Below are 16,275 nucleotides of genomic sequence, written 5' to 3' on the forward strand. Positions count from 1 at the left end.
ATATAAACGGAATAAAAACTGTGGGGCACAATGAACCGTCGAACTGTCCTCTCAGGTGTAGGTGCGATTGGGTTGACAACACTTGCGGGCTGTTTGAGTACGGTTGGGCTGGATGAACACACTGCAGCACCAGCGGGAGTTTCTGAAGAAACCCGTGATGACACGGGATACGAACAGACTGGTGTTGAGGAGATACCCATCGAGGAACGTGTCGGTCTTACATTCCTCAGCGAAGAGGTAACCGCGCGGAACTACCTCACTGAACATGAAAAATCAGTTGATATAGGCCCGTTGGGGAGTCAACGCGCAGCGGTGTTTATGCTGCTTTCGACGCCGCAAGTGAACGTGCTCGGACAAGAGTTCAATCCAGTTGCAGAGATGGATACAGCGGAACTCATCGACCTAGTTGCGGATAACTACAATAATATCAGCAACGTCTCGCACAACGCCGATCATGAACAGACGGTCCTCGAACAGACGACGACGCGATCGGAGTTCACGGCCGAGGCACAGTTTGATAACACCGATGTTGACGTTCGGCTACACGTTACAACTGCGATAGAGCGGGGTGATGATCTCCTCGTTGCCATTGGGGTGTATCCGGACGAACTTCATCGTCAAGAGGAAGACAACATTGTTGCACTTGTGCAGTCAATTCTCGCAGACCCGATCGATCCGGAAGCAGCAGATACTGGAGAACCAGACAGCGATGATGAAGAAACTGACGATGAAGCGTCCGGAGCGGATGACACAAGTGATGATAGTGATGACGGGGGGAGCGAAGGTAGTGATGATGACGAAGACGGGATAATTTCGGATGATGAAGATGAAGATGAATATGAAGACGACGATGGTCTAGGTCTATAATTTCACTACTTACGGGAGACTATTTTTATATCAGCTGCGATATGTCAATGGCATGCCTTTTTTCACACGCCGACGCGCACTGCGGACGACCGCTGTAGGAGCGACGCTCTTGCTCGCTGGCTGTTCACGTTTTCAAGAGCCAGCAGCCGAAGAAACTGCGATCGAAAGGCTCTCAGTGGCAAACTTTGACGATGAGAGCCGCACCGTTCATGTACTATTACAAAAAGATGGAGAGCCGGTATACTACGCCAACGAGCGCATTGATGCACGCGACCAATCAACGACGAGCACGATCCCTGGGCATACATTTGATGACGTTCCAAATAAAACCGATATCAAACTGTATACGTGGCGTGATGAGCAGCCGAGGTCCGAGTGGGAGGTGTTCGACACTCGGTCGTACGAAACACCGTGTGTGAAACTCTCGGTTCATGTTGGAGATACCCAAGACAATATGTCGGGAAATGTGAGTATCTGGCGCTCATTTGAGTGTGAACAAAACGAATCAGCAGAGTAAGTGATTAATCGATCGAAATTGGGATGTTGTCGTCACCCTCGGCGTCAGCATCGTCATCTGGCACTGAATCTTCGGCGTCTAGCGCTTCGCCCTCATCGTCCGTTCCAGATTGGAAAAGCGGCCATGCAACTGCGGTGAGAATGAGTAACAGCCCTTCAAATTTGGCAACATTGAGGAACCACTCACGAGGCTCTGCATCGTCTGCGTTGGTGTACGCAAGTTTTGTCCATATTGAAATCGCTCGATGAGGATAACAGAGTTCGAACATGCCGATAACGCCAATGATGAATCGGATCATACACACCTAGTTCTCCGGGAAGGGTGAAAAGTCCGATGGAAAAAATAGAACAATAATGTTAATTATCGTATCTGTCGGTGAAATTAAAGTGCGTAGAGCAATTACAGAGAGTAAGAAACACACGGAATAATACATGATTTGTAATCTAATGACAATCTGTGTGTGACAATCAATCATTGGTACGCTATGTCAATACAATTATCACAAACAACAAACAACCACGAATTATTTAGTCGGATCCTTGTCATTGCGACCGACGATACAGACGTTACTGAGGCTGCGGAGACCGGTGTTGATGTCGCAACAGGCTACGGAAGCTCCCTACACGCACTGTACGTTGTCGATACAGCAGAGCATTGGGATATGGTCGTTGAACGGCGTGAAGCATACGGTGAGGAGGCTGTTGAAACCGTTGCGTCGATCGGTGACGCGCATGATGTTTCGGTCACCAAACACTTCCGGTACGGAAACCCATACAAGGAAGCAAAAGCGTACATCGACGACCACAACATTGAGTTAGTGGTTGCACCGTCACCGAAGTACACCGGCTTCGATCGCCTTGTGAATCCAACACCGCTTGCAGACCGGCTCTCACGGTCAGTTGATGTGCCAGTGCTTGTTGTTGGTCCAAACAAGTGATGATTGCCGCACCCACTGAGAGCGAATCCACGAAAGGTTTAGACCAAAAGACGGCGTAGGCCGGCACAATGAGCCGCGGTCCCGAACTGATTATTACCGAAAAGGACAACGCCGCACGGCGGATTGCAGAGATCCTCAGCGGCGAGTCTGCTGAGACAGATCGGATGAACGGCGTGAACGTCTACAAATGGGGCGGAAAGCGCTGTATCGGTCTCTCCGGGCATGTTGTTGGCGTCGATTTTCCATCAGAGTATAATGATTGGCGAGACGTCGAGCCTGTTGAACTGATCTCCGCACCGATCGACAAACACCCCACCCAAGAGAACATTGTGGCTGCGCTGCGTCGGCTTGCGCGCAATGCATCCGCCGTGACGATCGCGACAGACTACGATCGAGAGGGAGAGCTGATCGGAAAGGAAGCATACGAACTTGTCAGAGACGTAAATGACGATGTGCCGATCGATCGGGTTCGGTTTTCTTCGATCACCAAAAATGAAGTGACAGAAGCGTTCGCAAATCCGGAGGAGCTTGATTTTGATTTGGCTGCTGCTGGTGAGGCACGGCAAGTAATTGATCTTATCTGGGGTGCTGCACTGACACGGTTTCTCTCGCTGTCTGCTCGCCAACTCGGCAATGATTTCATCTCTGTCGGTCGGGTGCAAGGGCCGACGCTCAAGCTCATTGTCGATCGTGAACGCGAGATTGAAGCGTTCGATCCTCAAGATTACTGGGAGCTATTTGCGAACCTGACTAAGGATGCAGGCGCAGGGTTTGAGGCGCAGTATTTCTACCTTGATGAGGACGGCAATGAGGCCGAACGGGTGTGGGATGGCGATCGGGCAGCCGCAGTTTATGACGCGCTTAAAGAGACAGACACCGCAACCGCAGATGCGGTTCGGCGGCGGACACGAACCGACAACCCGCCGGCACCGTTTAATACGACACAGTTTATCCGAGCAGCGGGGTCGATCGGCTACTCTGCACAGCGTGCAATGAGCATCGCTGAAGACCTCTACACCGCAGGATACATCACGTACCCACGGACAGATAATACGGTGTATCCGGATGATCTCGATCCACGAGAGCTCCTGGAGGCATTTATAAATAACCGAACGTTCGGTGAGGATGCAGAGGCGCTACTTGAGCGAGAATCAATTGAACCGACCGCTGGTGACAAAGAAACAACTGACCATCCACCGATCCATCCAACAAGCGAGCTCCCGAACCGCGGTGAGATCTCCGAGGATGAGTGGGAAGTGTATGAGTTGGTCGTACGTCGGTTCTTTGCGACAGTTGCGGACGCTGCGAAATGGGAACATCTCCGCGTGGTCTCTGTCGTCCCTGACGTTTCGGTTGCAGCAGATGGCGGTGAGACTGTCGAAGATCTCTCGCTGAAAGCAAACGGGAAGCGACTCCTCGAAGAGGGGTACCACGCCGTATATCCATACTTCAACGCCGGTGAGACATTCGTTCCGGCTGTCGAAGAGGGTGAGTCACTTGCGGTCTCGGACGTCAAAATCGAAGATAAACAGACCCAGCCGCCGCGCCGATACGGCCAATCCCGACTGATCGAAACGATGGAGAAGATGGGTGTTGGAACAAAATCGACACGCCACCACACCATTGAGAAGCTCTACGATCGCGGCTACGTTGAGAACGATCCCCCACGGCCAACAATGCTTGCGCGATCGGTTGTTGAGGCGGCAGAAAAGTTCGCCAATCGGATTGTGAGCGAGGAGATGACCGCACAGCTTGAGATGGATATGCAAGCGATCGCTGCGGGTGAGAAAGGCTACGATGAAGTTACTGATGAGTCCAGGGAGATGTTGGAGCTGGTCTTTGATGAGCTCATGAACGCTGGTGAGGAGGTTGGAAAACATCTCCAGCAATCGCTTAAAGCCGACAAAAGGCTTGGCCCGTGTCCGGAGTGTGGTGAGGATCTGCTTGTCCGAAAAAGTCGCTATGGGTCATACTTCGTTGGATGTGACGGCTATCCGGACTGTAAATATACCCTCCCGCTTCCATCAACTGGCAAGCCGCTCATTCTTGAAGACGAGTGTGAGGATCATGGCCTCCGGCACGTGAAGATGCTCGCTGGACGAAAGACGTTCACACACGGCTGTCCGCAGTGTAAGGCAGACGAGGCAGACGAACAGGAAGATGAGGTAATTGGGGTCTGTCCGGATTGTGGCGAGGAGCATGGTGGTGAGCTCGCAATCAAACAGCTGCGATCGGGCTCTCGACTCGTTGGCTGTACTCGATATCCAGACTGTGAGTACTCACTGCCGCTTCCACGGCGGGGTGAGATCGAGATTACGGACGATCGGTGCGAAGAACACGAGCTTCCAGAGCTGGTGATCCACAATGGAGATGAACCGTGGGAGCTTGGCTGTCCAATTTGTAACTACAGAGAGTACCAAGCCCAACAGGTTGGTGGCGATGAGCTTGAGTCAATCAAAGGGATCGGTGCGAAAACCGCTGAAAAGCTCAAGAGTGCCGGCGTTGAAGATGTTAAATCGTTAAAAGACGCAGACCCTGATGAGCTTGCGGGCTCCGTCGATGGGGTTGGCCCAGACACGGTTCGAAACTGGCAGGCGAACGCGGACTAATCTCGTGGCCGATTCGACTAAATTGGTTGCGCTCGTACACTACCTGTGACTGTTCTGTCTCTGCTTCGACTATGGCAACCGACTGATTTCGCAACGTGGTACCAACTCGGGGCGGAATACGTTGAGACGGTTGCAGAGGGTATGGGTTTTGATACCTCGAACTTTGTTGATTACGAAGCCGGTATGCAAGCGCTTGCCGATGGACGGCTTGCAATCCCCGACCAACTTCGCCGATCGATCGCCGCAGATCTGCTTGCAGATGCTCGCTTTTGTGAGCCGTTCTGTGAGTGGATGCCACTCTGGTATGAACTTGGGCTGATTGGACCAGTTAGATATGCTGATCTTCGACTGACTCGTGTCGCAAAACCATACTGTGTCGGCGTCTCAGTGCCGGCTCCACGGTTCTCTCGGCCACAAGATGTGCTGGTCGACGGTGTCCCCGCGGTAAACATGGTATCAGGGTTTGTCGATCGGTTTGTGTTTGCGGATGCAATCTTGCATCTGGAGTGGTTCGTCCATGTCGCCAGAGAGTCAGGTATTATTGTCCCCCAGGAGCTTGTCGATCGAACACACAAACAGAGCGTTGCATACTACACTGGTACTCGGACAACGCTTGATCGAGATGTCTGTCAGTTCCAGGCGCTGTTGTTCCAAGATGATCTCTGGGTAAAAAGAATAAACGAGCAGTATGAACTCAACAGCACGCTCTTCGATGTTTGGGAACAAATACTCACTGTCGAACGAAACGAACTGGAATCACAGCTAAGAGAGCCCTAAAATGACAGACACTGCGGTCAAAAATGGATTCGAACAGTTTGTTGATGAGACGCTCACCGCAACCGCAGAGGAGTTTCGGATTGCCAGAGCACTCCGAAACGGGGCCGGAGACGCACCCACGCGGCTTATTGATGCGTTATTGGGGCGCTCAACGGCACTACATCGATATGTTGTCCAGCCAGAGCTGCAAAAATATCACACAGAGATACTCCAGCAGTTTGCTGTAATCGCAGCGTACGCAGCTGATGACCGAGGCGTAGAGCCGTATCGCGAACAGCTTCTGTCGACCGACACATATGTCGATGCGATCTCACCAACAGTGTCGTCTGAAAAAAGAGCGGACATCGAAACGGCACTTCTCGATCGATCGACCACGCTTGGTGATGCAATTGTCCCGCTTATTCGCCACCCAAGTGATGAATTTTGGACTACCGTTACCGAGACATTCACCAAAGAAGAGGCGAAAAACTTTGTCAACACTAAATTCCGGTTCACTCAACCGCTTGATACATTCCCAGCGGCATTCAGATTTGAGACAACGATTGATCCAGAGAGGCTACTTGGCCCTGTTGGTGCGCTACTTCCGGCCACACAACCGTTTACACTTGATTTCACGGAGGAGGCAACAGTGGCAATGAAACGGGGAGAACATCGGATTATTCGCAATACCATCCAGACAGTACACCACCAGTATCAGTCGGACAGCTAGTGGGTACAAAAGCAAATATTCAGGTAGCTGTGTTATTCATATAATCAAAACATTCCAATAATTGCTGATAAATTTTAACCAATATATCGTGGAATATGTGGTATGGTCGATGATCGGTCACTAACCAGACGAGAGTCACTCCAACAGATAGGTGGGTTTGCTGGATTTGTTGGCAGTGCAGCGATACCGGTTGGAGTAGATCGGTATCGTAACCGGTCATCCGCTCCAGACGAGTTGCTGGAGATTCGACTGTTTACAGAGACAGCAATCAGGTACCAACTGCAGTATCCGACAATAGCCTCCAACACAGACACGGCTCAGGACGCAGCAACGGAGTTCCACAACTCGCTGGATCAAAATGAACAGCATGTGTACGACGCAACGGCACTCCCATCACGTATTACAACGAGTGGCCCGCTCCGAATGTACGTCCACGGCACAGTACCACAGCAGCTCGATAAAACCGACATTACATTCGAAAACGATGCCACGTATTACATCGAAACAGCAGGAGCAACGACCCCAACCGCAGTTGCTGGGGCCCCATCATCGGAAGGTCACTCACCAACACGGTCGTATGTCCATGGACAGGTTCAGGATCACGCACACTGCTATCGGTGTGAAGGACGCCTCACTGCGATCTGGATACGTGAGACGGCGTCATTGGCGCGCATAACCATAGAGACCGGAGAGCCAACATGAGTGAAGGGCTACAGCCCTATGTGGTGCATTTGTGGCGTGACCAGTTCACAGAACAGGATGTCATACCTCATGTTGAGAACGCTATCGGACGGTTTGAGTCTCAAGTTGAGACAACATTTGCTCTCCATGAGAAAGGCAAAATTGACCTTCCACATGCACCGTACAGCACCTATGGCGGGTATGTTGACCATTTCCGTGGTGACGCATCGCTCGTTGAGGGAGAGATGAACATGTTAATTTACAGTACAAGTATGCTCCGTGGATACGTAAGCTGTGGAGATACGTCTCGCTATCCATATCTCGGCCTTAGCAGTGGTAAATATCGAGAAACAGAGCGGCCAGTTACGCTCATTAACGCAGCGGTGTTGGAGTTTGACCTCGTGGTTGATGCGGCGGGATTGTTTGAGAATATGGTCATTCACGAACTTCTCCACTCCGTTGACGTGAAACACGAACATGGGGAAAACACGGATGGTGCAAACTCACCGATGCTTTCAGGCTACGCAGAGAGCTATAGCACAAACAGCCCTCCTGCGGAGACCTGTTCTGGAGAGCCACCGAAAACAGGTGTTGATGCGTGGACACACGAGCTGAGTCAGTGTTCTGTTGACCTATTCAATGAGTGGATGCGTGAAGAGTATCTTTCGTAACTGACGCCGAAACGCCTAACTCCCTAATCCCGAACTGTTGTGTGTGGACCGGTCAGCGCTCGTTGCGATCGCGGTTGCCCTCCTTGCAGTCATGGCACTTGCAGTTGGGGCTGCGACAATTGATTCTGCGGTGACTAGTGATGGAACCGAATCAGGGTTTGGAAGCGGTGACGGGTCATTTATCGGTGACTCACCAGGAACTGATGAGCAAGCAGACGCAGCCCCCGATCGATCGTTTGATATTCCCTTTCCGTGTGTAACGCTACTGACTGAGCCGACGACGCTCGTTGTGGTGTTCGCCCTCTGGGTTGCAATTGGCTATCTCGCCTATCGAGACACTGGGTCATTGTTTGCAGCAGGTGTACTGATGGCTGCGGTTGTATTCGTATTTGGCCCGCTGTATCTTGTTCTTGCGGCATGTGGCGATCCGTTTGACATCACACTCCCAGTTCCAGACATGGGGACAGGAGGCGGTGGTGATGGAGGGCTGTTTGAGGGCGGTGGGTCACCAGGAGAGGACGGTGAGCAGTCACCAACAGTCCCGATTCCAACTGCACTCTTTGGGCTACTACTCATCATTGGGTTGCTTGGGGGCGTGTTTTTGCTTCTTGCGGGAGGTACTGATCGAAAAGAGATGCCAGTCGACACGGGCGAATCGACGGAAAAGCCGGACCCTTCAGACAACCTCCAACAAGCGTTTGGCGAGACCGCTGGGAATGCGGCCGATCGGCTCAGCCAAACGGAAACACGAACGGACCAGAATGAGATCTATCGGGCATGGATTTCGATGACCAACGCCCTTGCGGTTGAGAATCCGGAAACAACAACACCGGTGGAGTTTTGCGACACTGCGGTTGATGCAGGTATTGCACGGTCTGATGCGGAGGCGCTTACTCGACTCTTTGAGTCTGTTCGCTACGGTAAGACAACAGTGACTGCCGATCGAGAAGCCGAAGCGATCGCCATTCTTCGGCGGATTGAAGAGACCTATAGTACAGTAGAGGAGGATGAATCAACATGAGTACCACAGCGCAACGACTCTCAGTTGGATGGGTCGCTGTATTTGGCGTACTAACGATCGGAGTTGGGTTCACAGCGTTGCTCGTTGCGGACGTTTCTGAGCTGTTGACCCTCACTGGCACATTTTTAACGCTTGTTGGGTTGTTCGCACTGGTACAAGGTGTTAGATACACGCTTTCGGGGAAAGAGACCGATCGAGCGCACATCACACTCGGCGACCCAGAGCAACGAAAAGCAGCCCCATCTCCAGGGAGTGCACTGACTGACGACGTAGCTGTGATCGTTGCTGGTGGTCGGTCTGCCGCAAACCGGCGTCGAAAACTCAGAACAAAACTTCGAGCACTCGCGGTACAATCGCTCGTTGCTCGGAGAGGGCTTTCCGAACAAAACGCACTCTCAAAAGTTGATACTCGTGAGTGGCCAACTGACCGGCTGGCAGTGACGTTTCTTTCAAATACACCATATCCACCACGCGATCGAGTTCGTGCGGTACTGTTCCGACAGTCCCTTGATAGAATCGCGATCGATCGGACAGTGACCGAGATTGAGACGCTGTGGAATGAGGACGAGCAACAACAGTTGGCCGATAGAAGGACGAAATAATGAGGAGCTTTGCGACAAAGCGGTGGGCTGGAATTGAAGGCCTTACCCTCCTTGTCGTCGCAATTGGGGTATTAACGACGAGTTCTGGACTCATCCTCGCAGGAATTATTGGATTTGGGTACGCGGCATATACAAAGCTGTGGGATGCTCCTGTGGCGGACGTTTCGATCGATCGAGAGCTTGGAGATGAGGCCCCAGCACCGGGAGAGACCACAGGCGTAACGCTTACCATAACAAATACTGGCTCGAAATGGCTCTCTGACCTTCGAGTCATTGACGGTGTACCACCTGCACTGGAGACAATTGATGGACCTGCACGAATCGGAACATCACTTCGGCCGGGTGAGACAACGACCTGTCACTACACGGTATCAGTCGTTCGTGGCAAGCATACGTGGGATAGCCTCCGGCTTATCACACGAAATCCAAGCGGATCAAGAGAGCGAGAGACAGTGTGCGAAGTTTCGACAACGCTCCGCTGTACGCCACCGCTTCATGCTGGTGCGAACCTTTCGCTTCATGGGCTGACAACACCGTACAGTGGCCGGGTAACCACGGATGTTGGTGGGTATGGAATTGAATTTCATTCAACCAGAGCGTATCGGAGCGGTGATCCACTCAACCGAATAGATTGGAATCGACGTGCACGGACGGGGACGCTTTCGACCCTCAATTTCAGAGAGGAGCGCGCAGCAACGGTCATACTGCTTGTGGACTCTCGAAAAGAGGCGTACGTTGCAGCAGAACCAACCGGTCGGAATGCAGTTGAACGAAGCGTTGATGCGGTTGCCACCATTTTTTCATCGTTGATTTCGAATGGCGATCGGGTTGGAATTGCTACGATGTCTCCAACGGAATGTTGGATTGCACCACAGAGCGGGAAAACACACACTGCACGGGTACAAGAAGCGCTTGCAACGCATCCAGGCTTAGCACCGACCGCAACGGAAGGAACCCTCTATCATACACTGTGGTTCAACCGGTTTATTCGTCGACTCCCAGCCGATGCACAGGTAGTCTTCTGCTCCCCATTTGTTGATGATCGGCCAATATACACTGCACGGCGGCTACACGCATATGGCCATCTCGTCACCGTTATTACACCCGATGAGACAACCGCAGATACGATCGGCGATCGGATTGCGGCAATCGAACGGCAACATCGCCTCCAGACACTCCGTGGGAATGGAATTCGCGTCGTTGATTGGGGCGATGAGCCGCTGCCAACAGCAGTGATGGCTGCAACACAGCGGTGGTCACAGTGAGCGGAGAGACTACCTCGCGAGGACAAACCCGTCAGGAAACAATTAATCGAAAACCAGCGGCCGCAAGCAGTTATGCAGCGATATTTTTGAGTCTGCTTGCTGCTGCTGTGCTTGTGCTTGGTTCGTTGGTTGGTGCAACGATAGCAGCCGTTGGCGCACTCATAACAACAGTCAGTGTATATCGCGGCCGGCAGAAAGGCGTGACACTTGGGGCGCTCATGACAACTGGCGCAATTGTTGCTGCTGGCGTTCTTGGTGCACCGCCAGCGCCGTTGCTTGGTGCAACCGGGTGTGCAATCTTAGCATGGGATATTGGTTCTTCTGCGATTGACATTGGACAGACACTTGGGCATAATGCAGACACTGCTCGATTAGAGGCGGTTCGAGCCGCATTCAGTCTTTTTGTCACAAGTACAACAGCAACAGTGGGATACGCAATCTACGTGTTGGCAGGTGACGGCCAGCCGATGACTGCGCTGGTATTGCTGATTCTTGGTGCAGTGATTATTATTGCAGTCTATCGACAGTGAACTCACATCGATGGTTGTTCAACTGTTGGTACAGGAACCGAATCAAGCACATCACGAATGATCTGCGCTCGGTTTACATCATTGACAAGCGCGTCCGGTGTAAGCACAAGTCGGTGCGCAAGCACAACCGGTGCAATCGTTTTAATATCATCCGGTGTAACGAATGAGCGACCGGAAACAACCGCCCGCGCACGTGCCGTCTCGAATAACCGTTGTGTTCCCCGTGGAGAGACACCAACCGAGACACGACGATCCGCTCTGGTTTCTCTCGTGATCGACACCATGTAGCTGAGTAGATCCGCATCGACAAGCACGCTCTCTGGTGCCTCTCGAAGTGAGAGGACCGCGTCACGATCGAGTACAGACTCAACGGACGGGCTTCGATTGGCTCGTCCGGCACGTCGTTTGAGAAGTTCAACCTCTCCAGACTCATCGGGATATCCGATCGAGGATTTGATTGCAAACCGATCGAGCTGTGCTTCCGGTAGCTCGAACGCGCCTGCGCTCTCAACCGGGTTCTGCGTTGCAATGACAAAAAATGGTGTTGGAAGCATGTGTGTCTCTCCATCGACGGTAACCTGCCCTTCTTCCATTGCTTCGAGCAGTGCCGCCTGTGTCTTCGGCGGTGCCCGGTTGATTTCGTCTGCAAGAATAACGTTCGCAAAGATCGGCCCTTGAGAGAAACTAAACGTTCCGTCAGACTCGTCGTACATATTCGTGCCAGTTACATCCGACGGGAGTAGATCGGGAGTGAACTGTATCCGTGAAAAGTCAAGTCCAAGTGCAGTTGCGACGCTTCGGGCAGTGAGCGTTTTTCCCGTTCCAGGGACGTCTTCAAGCAGGACGTGACCACGAGCGAGTAGGCCAATGAGAAGGCGATCGAGGAATTGTTGCTCGGCAATCACTGCCGTACCGATTGCATCAGTGACCGCACGGCACGCTGCAGTCGCATCGGGGATATCCATACAGACCACCCGGCGTGGAAGTGGCTTAATACTCGGGGTCGCCGCAGTGTGAGATCGGTACACAGCGGCGATTTCAACCGAAAGTATTTACCTTCATGAAGCGACATCTGTGAGTGTACGCCGAGGTAGCCTAGCCCGGCCAAGGCGGTAGATTCGAAATCTACTGTCCATTCGGACACGTGAGTTCAAATCTCACCCTCGGCGCTTTTTACAAAACTATCTCCTCGAGAGCGTGCTATGGCACTCAATTTCGGGGTGTGGCTACGACTATCGTGCGATTTGAAGCAGCGAGCGAGCATCCGTGAGCGAGTGCCGTTCAAATCTCACCCTCGGCGCTTTTTACAAAACGATCCCTTCGAGAGCTTTTTGTGGAGTCCGTCACAGGGCATATTTTTACCACTGTACTGTGGTTGTCAGCGTATGTCAGATACGAAGATTGCGATCGTCACTGCAGCAGGAAGCGGTATCGGGGAAGCCTGCGCCAGACAGCTCTCTGCAGACGGCTACACACCAGTGCTACTGTCACCGTCAGGGAGTGCAGTGGACGTTGCAGAGGATCTCGGTGGCGATGGATTCGAAGGATCGGTGACCAACCCGGACGACTTACAAGCACTCGTCGAGGCGACAGCCGATCGGTACGGGCGGATTGACGCGGTTGTGAACAATACCGGGCACCCACCATCCGGTGAACTGCTCGAAATATCTGACGAGGAGTGGTATGACGGGCTTGCTCTCGTACTGCTGAATGTGATCCGTATGGCCCGATTAGTCACCCCAATTATGGAGTCGCAAGGTCATGGATCGATCGTCAACATCTCCACATTTTCAGCATTCGAACCGTCGAGTGAGTTTCCAGTCTCCTCTATCCATCGTGCGGGGCTTGGAAGTTTTACCAAACTGTATGCCGATCGGTACGCAGCAGATGGGATCCGGATGAACACGGTCCAACCCGGCTTTGTCGATAGCTACGAGGTGGATGCAGAAACACGAAGCCGGATCCCAATGGGGCGGCCAGCCCATACCGAAGAGATCGCAGACGCGGTTGTATACCTCCTCTCGCCGGCCGCAAGCTACATTACTGGTCAAAACATTCGCGTCGATGGAGGACTGACTAAATCACTCTAATATAATTAGTCGATCGGCAGCCCTTTTTGTGCGCTCGTGTCACCACCACGAAGCCGACGCCGACGTTTATCATAGGCTGCCTCCAGTTTTCCACGCGTATTGCGTGAGAGAAGATATGCATCAACATCGGATCGATCCGCGGGGTGTGCAGACTGAATCCAAACCCGTGTTCGTGCACTCGAAATGAGGGCTGCCGCCCACCGTTCCGCAACCGATCGACTCTCGAATGTGTGTGTCGTTCCCGACTTGTTCACGAGTCGGCCAACATTGGGATTGCGCTTTCGTGCAGACGGTTTGATCTCAACAACGAACACAGTCTGTACAATGTGTGCACACGCAATATAAAAAGTGCTCCCGAATGAAGTTGGGGTGGGTCAGTCGTCTGCAGGTGGTGTCATCGGCTGCTCCGGTGGATCTGCGACCAGTAGCCGATCGAGCGCATCAACCATTGCAGTTACGCTTGCACGGGTGATATCCGCCTCAGAGGCGGCAACAGAGACGGTGTGATCGTTTCGTGACATCTCAACCTCGACGGTTACAACCGCATCTGTTCCGCCAGTGATCGCATCAACATGGTAGGATTCAAGTTCAGCGTATGCAGTCGACCCGAGCGCCGATCGGACTGCCTTGAGCGCGGCATCAACCGGTCCGGAACCAGTCCCCGAAGCAACGTGCTCGCGCTCACCAACACGGAGTTTTACACTCGCGGTTGGAACACTTGTCCCGCTGATCGCAGAGAGTTCAAGCAGTGCGACGTAGCGATCGCGATCGCGACCTTGCACATCTTCTGCAATCGCAAGCAGGTCAGCATCCGTCACCCGTTTTCCGCGATCGCCGAGCGCTTTGACACGCTCGACAACTGCTCGCAGTTCGCTTTCGGTCACATCAACATCATGTTCAGCGAGCGCAGAGGCAACACCAGCACGGCCAGCGTGCTTCCCAAGGACGAGTCGCCGTTCACGGCCGACCATCTCCGGTGGATACGGCTCGTACGTTGCCACGTCTTTGAGCATTCCATCCGTGTGAATGCCGCTCTCGTGAGTGAACGTGTTCTGTCCAATGACTGCTTTGTTTGGCGCTAACGGGATGCCGGTATTGCGTGCAACGGTCGTTGCAAGTTCATAGATGGACTCTAGCTCCATCGTCGAAACGCCGTAACCATGGCTGAGTGCGATCGCAACCTCTTCGAGCGCAACGTTTCCGGCACGTTCACCGATGCCATTGATCGTTCCATGAACCATATCTGCGCCCGCAGCGAGGCCTGCATGGACGTTCGCCATTGCAAGTCCAAGATCATCGTGCGTGTGAACACTTGTTGGACCAAGCGCCGAGAGCCGAGAGACCATCTCAGAGGTCGCCTCCGGGGTGGTGTGTCCGACGGTATCTGCAAAGCAGATCCGATCGGCTCCGGCATCAATGCCAGCTCCAAGAAGTCGCTCAAGATACGTTGGATCTGCACGGGAGCCGTCCTCACCAAGGAACTCAACCCACAAGCCGTGGTCTTTGGCATACGCAATCAGTGAGACTGATTTCTCTACGACCGCATCACGGGTTGTTCCAACTTTGGTTTCGATGTGGCGATCGGATGCTGGCACCACAAGCGTAATGCCATCAACATCACAGGAAAGCGCATCATCGATATCTGACTTAACACCGCGGGCAAAGCTTGTCACTCGCGCATCGAGACCAAGTTCGGTTACTCGGCTAATGCACTCGCGTTCACCCTCGCTGGTGCAGGCACTGCCGGCCTCAATCACGGAGAGACCAGCGCGATCGAGCGCCTGGGCTATCTCAACCTTTTCATCTGGTGTGAGAGAAACCCCGGGCGCTTGTTCACCATCGCGAAGTGTGGTGTCAAGCAGCTGTACGTTGTCGACTGGGAGTGGGTGGTTATCGGGGGAAGACCCCAATAAATCGATCACGAGACATATACTCGTTCTGTGTGGAGTCGCTGGATGTACTAAAAGGAGCGAGTTGACAGCAGTATCTGCCGGACCTGCAACTATTACCACACTATTCGACAATCTCGATCGTATCTCCGGGGTTCACATGTGATGCTGCACCGGCAGGCAGTTCAAGAATGGTATCTGCCTGTGCCTTGGCAAGTCCAATCCACGGCTCGAGCCGTGCTGTGCGCTCAACTGTCCCATCAATAAGCCAAACTGCATCGATCGCAAACGGGACAAATACCATATGGAGGTCGCGTGATTTTGTCTTCGAGAAGCGGAAGACGAGGGCATAGTCCTCGGGGATCGATCGCCGAAACATCAACCCACGCGCCTGACTGAACCAGGAGTCCGCATACTCACCAGTCGTTGCGATCGTGTTTGCGTCGCCATCTCCTGTTGGCCGGTGTACCACTCGCACGGGCGATGCGACGCAGCGGTGGGCTATATTATTGTGGATTTAGTAGTAAACCTATGGAGCGAACACCGCAGGGGACCCCGGTTGGCGTTGACGATCCGTATGCGGTGGCAGGTCACTGCGATCATCTCACAAGCGACGGGCGATGTCGGTACGCGCTCGAATATGCCGGTCACGATCCAGCGTTTGCTCAAGAACGGGCCGCTGAGGAGTATCGCTGTCACGTTGGGGCAGATGAGTGTTGGCGAGACTGCCCACACTATCGGTGGACGACAGACGATCGTGAATGTGCTCGGTGTGGGCTGGAGGAGATACCGATCGCCAATGAGCCCGATCGACCACTGCTTGAAGAACACCATCTCTCATATGGAAACATCTCATCCGATGACCAGACGCTGACACATGAGCTGACAGTTTCGCTTTGTCGGTGGTGTCATGCGAAAGTCCACAATTCGTTTGCACGGATTGATGACGACGTTTCACCGGATCTTGAGGCGATTGCGGAAAAAGAAGCACGGCGAACCAAAGAACAAAACGAGTTCGGATTTCAGTCTGCGCTCGATCGATCAAAGAACGACAAATCGCGTTACTGATACACAAACACGCATAGAATACACAGATCCGAACTGTTTTTG

Annotated in this window: 19 protein-coding genes and 1 tRNA gene; 15 read left to right on the plus strand and 5 right to left on the minus strand. The window is 52.9% G+C overall.

Translation table 11 applies throughout. The features are described 5' to 3' along the window. The first annotated feature begins 30 nt into the window (after positions 1-30). Together AArcSt2_RS01015 and AArcSt2_RS01020 are read left to right on the plus strand one after the other, a co-directional pair. Positions 31-867, plus strand: coding sequence for a DUF6517 family protein (locus AArcSt2_RS01015; protein WP_250582323.1), 837 nt, complete (start codon positions 31-33; stop codon positions 865-867). Positions 868-919: 52 nt separating this feature from the next. After that, positions 920-1,384, plus strand: coding sequence for a hypothetical protein (locus AArcSt2_RS01020; protein ID WP_174652942.1), 465 nt, complete (start codon positions 920-922; stop codon positions 1,382-1,384). A 4-nt stretch (positions 1,385-1,388) separates the two neighbouring features. On the opposite strand, the gene AArcSt2_RS01025 is transcribed toward AArcSt2_RS01020, so the two are convergent. Beyond that, entirely contained in the window at positions 1,389-1,682 is a 294-nt protein-coding gene (locus AArcSt2_RS01025; RefSeq protein WP_174652941.1) for a hypothetical protein, read from the minus strand. A 186-nt stretch (positions 1,683-1,868) separates the two neighbouring features. Here AArcSt2_RS01025 and AArcSt2_RS01030 point away from each other — a divergent pair, with 186 nt between their 5' ends. The 10 genes from AArcSt2_RS01030 (at position 1,869) to AArcSt2_RS01075 (ending at position 11,186) form a co-directional block, all read left to right on the plus strand. Next, on the plus strand, positions 1,869-2,321 hold the full coding sequence (locus tag AArcSt2_RS01030; protein WP_174652940.1) for a universal stress protein: 453 nt from the start codon (positions 1,869-1,871) through the stop codon (positions 2,319-2,321). 68 nt (positions 2,322-2,389) lie between these two features. Then, the gene (locus tag AArcSt2_RS01035) at positions 2,390-4,930 is read left to right on the plus strand and encodes a DNA topoisomerase I (RefSeq protein ID WP_250582325.1); all 2,541 of its coding nucleotides are present in this window, start codon (positions 2,390-2,392) and stop codon (positions 4,928-4,930) included. Between the two features lie 45 nt (positions 4,931-4,975). Further along, positions 4,976-5,707 carry a DUF8116 family protein gene (locus AArcSt2_RS01040; protein WP_174652938.1) on the plus strand — a complete coding sequence of 244 codons (732 nt, stop codon included), beginning with the start codon at positions 4,976-4,978 and terminating at the stop codon, positions 5,705-5,707. A gap of 1 nt (position 5,708) precedes the next feature. Then, positions 5,709-6,416, plus strand: a complete 708-nt coding sequence (locus AArcSt2_RS01045; protein WP_250582327.1) for a hypothetical protein — start codon at positions 5,709-5,711, stop codon at positions 6,414-6,416. 102 nt (positions 6,417-6,518) lie between these two features. Beyond that, positions 6,519-7,118, plus strand: a complete 600-nt coding sequence (locus AArcSt2_RS01050; RefSeq protein ID WP_250582329.1) for a hypothetical protein — start codon at positions 6,519-6,521, stop codon at positions 7,116-7,118. Next, on the plus strand, positions 7,115-7,768 hold the full coding sequence (locus tag AArcSt2_RS01055; protein ID WP_174652935.1) for a hypothetical protein: 654 nt from the start codon (positions 7,115-7,117) through the stop codon (positions 7,766-7,768). Before AArcSt2_RS01050 ends, AArcSt2_RS01055 begins: the two co-directional genes overlap by 4 nt. Positions 7,769-7,811: 43 nt before the next feature. Beyond that, the gene (locus tag AArcSt2_RS01060; protein ID WP_174652934.1) at positions 7,812-8,789 is read left to right on the plus strand and encodes a DUF4129 domain-containing protein; all 978 of its coding nucleotides are present in this window, start codon (positions 7,812-7,814) and stop codon (positions 8,787-8,789) included. Continuing rightward, positions 8,786-9,391, plus strand: coding sequence for a DUF7269 family protein (locus AArcSt2_RS01065; RefSeq protein ID WP_250582331.1), 606 nt, complete (start codon positions 8,786-8,788; stop codon positions 9,389-9,391). Before AArcSt2_RS01060 ends, AArcSt2_RS01065 begins: the two co-directional genes overlap by 4 nt. Then, positions 9,391-10,656, plus strand: coding sequence for a DUF58 domain-containing protein (locus tag AArcSt2_RS01070; protein ID WP_250582333.1), 1,266 nt, complete (start codon positions 9,391-9,393; stop codon positions 10,654-10,656). The genes AArcSt2_RS01065 and AArcSt2_RS01070 overlap by 1 nt, the downstream gene beginning before the upstream one ends. After that, positions 10,653-11,186 (plus strand): DUF7519 family protein, encoded by a 534-nt coding sequence (locus AArcSt2_RS01075; protein WP_250582335.1) that lies wholly within the window; start codon positions 10,653-10,655, stop codon positions 11,184-11,186. The genes AArcSt2_RS01070 and AArcSt2_RS01075 overlap by 4 nt, the downstream gene beginning before the upstream one ends. Positions 11,187-11,188: 2 nt before the next feature. On the opposite strand, the gene AArcSt2_RS01080 is transcribed toward AArcSt2_RS01075, so the two are convergent. Continuing rightward, positions 11,189-12,151, minus strand: a complete 963-nt coding sequence (locus tag AArcSt2_RS01080) for an AAA family ATPase (protein ID WP_174652930.1) — start codon at positions 12,149-12,151, stop codon at positions 11,189-11,191. A gap of 119 nt (positions 12,152-12,270) precedes the next feature. Here AArcSt2_RS01080 and AArcSt2_RS01085 point away from each other — a divergent pair. After that, positions 12,271-12,355: transfer RNA gene (locus AArcSt2_RS01085), tRNA-Ser, on the plus strand. Between the two features lie 216 nt (positions 12,356-12,571). Beyond that, on the plus strand, positions 12,572-13,276 hold the full coding sequence (locus AArcSt2_RS01090) for an SDR family oxidoreductase (protein ID WP_174652929.1): 705 nt from the start codon (positions 12,572-12,574) through the stop codon (positions 13,274-13,276). Positions 13,277-13,281: 5 nt separating this feature from the next. Here AArcSt2_RS01090 and AArcSt2_RS01095 read toward each other — a convergent pair whose 3' ends face one another. The 3 genes from AArcSt2_RS01095 to AArcSt2_RS01105 all read right to left on the minus strand — a co-directional run bounded on the left by AArcSt2_RS01095 (position 13,282) and on the right by AArcSt2_RS01105 (position 15,643). Continuing rightward, positions 13,282-13,590 (minus strand): DUF8081 domain-containing protein, encoded by a 309-nt coding sequence (locus AArcSt2_RS01095; protein ID WP_250582337.1) that lies wholly within the window; start codon positions 13,588-13,590, stop codon positions 13,282-13,284. Positions 13,591-13,650: 60 nt separating this feature from the next. Further along, positions 13,651-15,198, minus strand: coding sequence for a (R)-citramalate synthase (locus tag AArcSt2_RS01100; RefSeq protein WP_425493634.1), 1,548 nt, complete (start codon positions 15,196-15,198; stop codon positions 13,651-13,653). Positions 15,199-15,289: 91 nt separating this feature from the next. Further along, positions 15,290-15,643, minus strand: a complete 354-nt coding sequence (locus tag AArcSt2_RS01105; protein ID WP_250582341.1) for a DUF192 domain-containing protein — start codon at positions 15,641-15,643, stop codon at positions 15,290-15,292. A gap of 53 nt (positions 15,644-15,696) precedes the next feature. Here AArcSt2_RS01105 and AArcSt2_RS01110 point away from each other — a divergent pair, with 53 nt between their 5' ends. Further along, entirely contained in the window at positions 15,697-16,233 is a 537-nt protein-coding gene (locus AArcSt2_RS01110) for a DUF7097 family protein (protein ID WP_250582343.1), read from the plus strand. Positions 16,234-16,275 lie beyond the last annotated feature (42 nt).

It is taken from the genome of Natronocalculus amylovorans (assembly GCF_023638035.1).
Lineage (GTDB): Archaea > Halobacteriota > Halobacteria > Halobacteriales > Haloferacaceae > Natronocalculus > Natronocalculus amylovorans.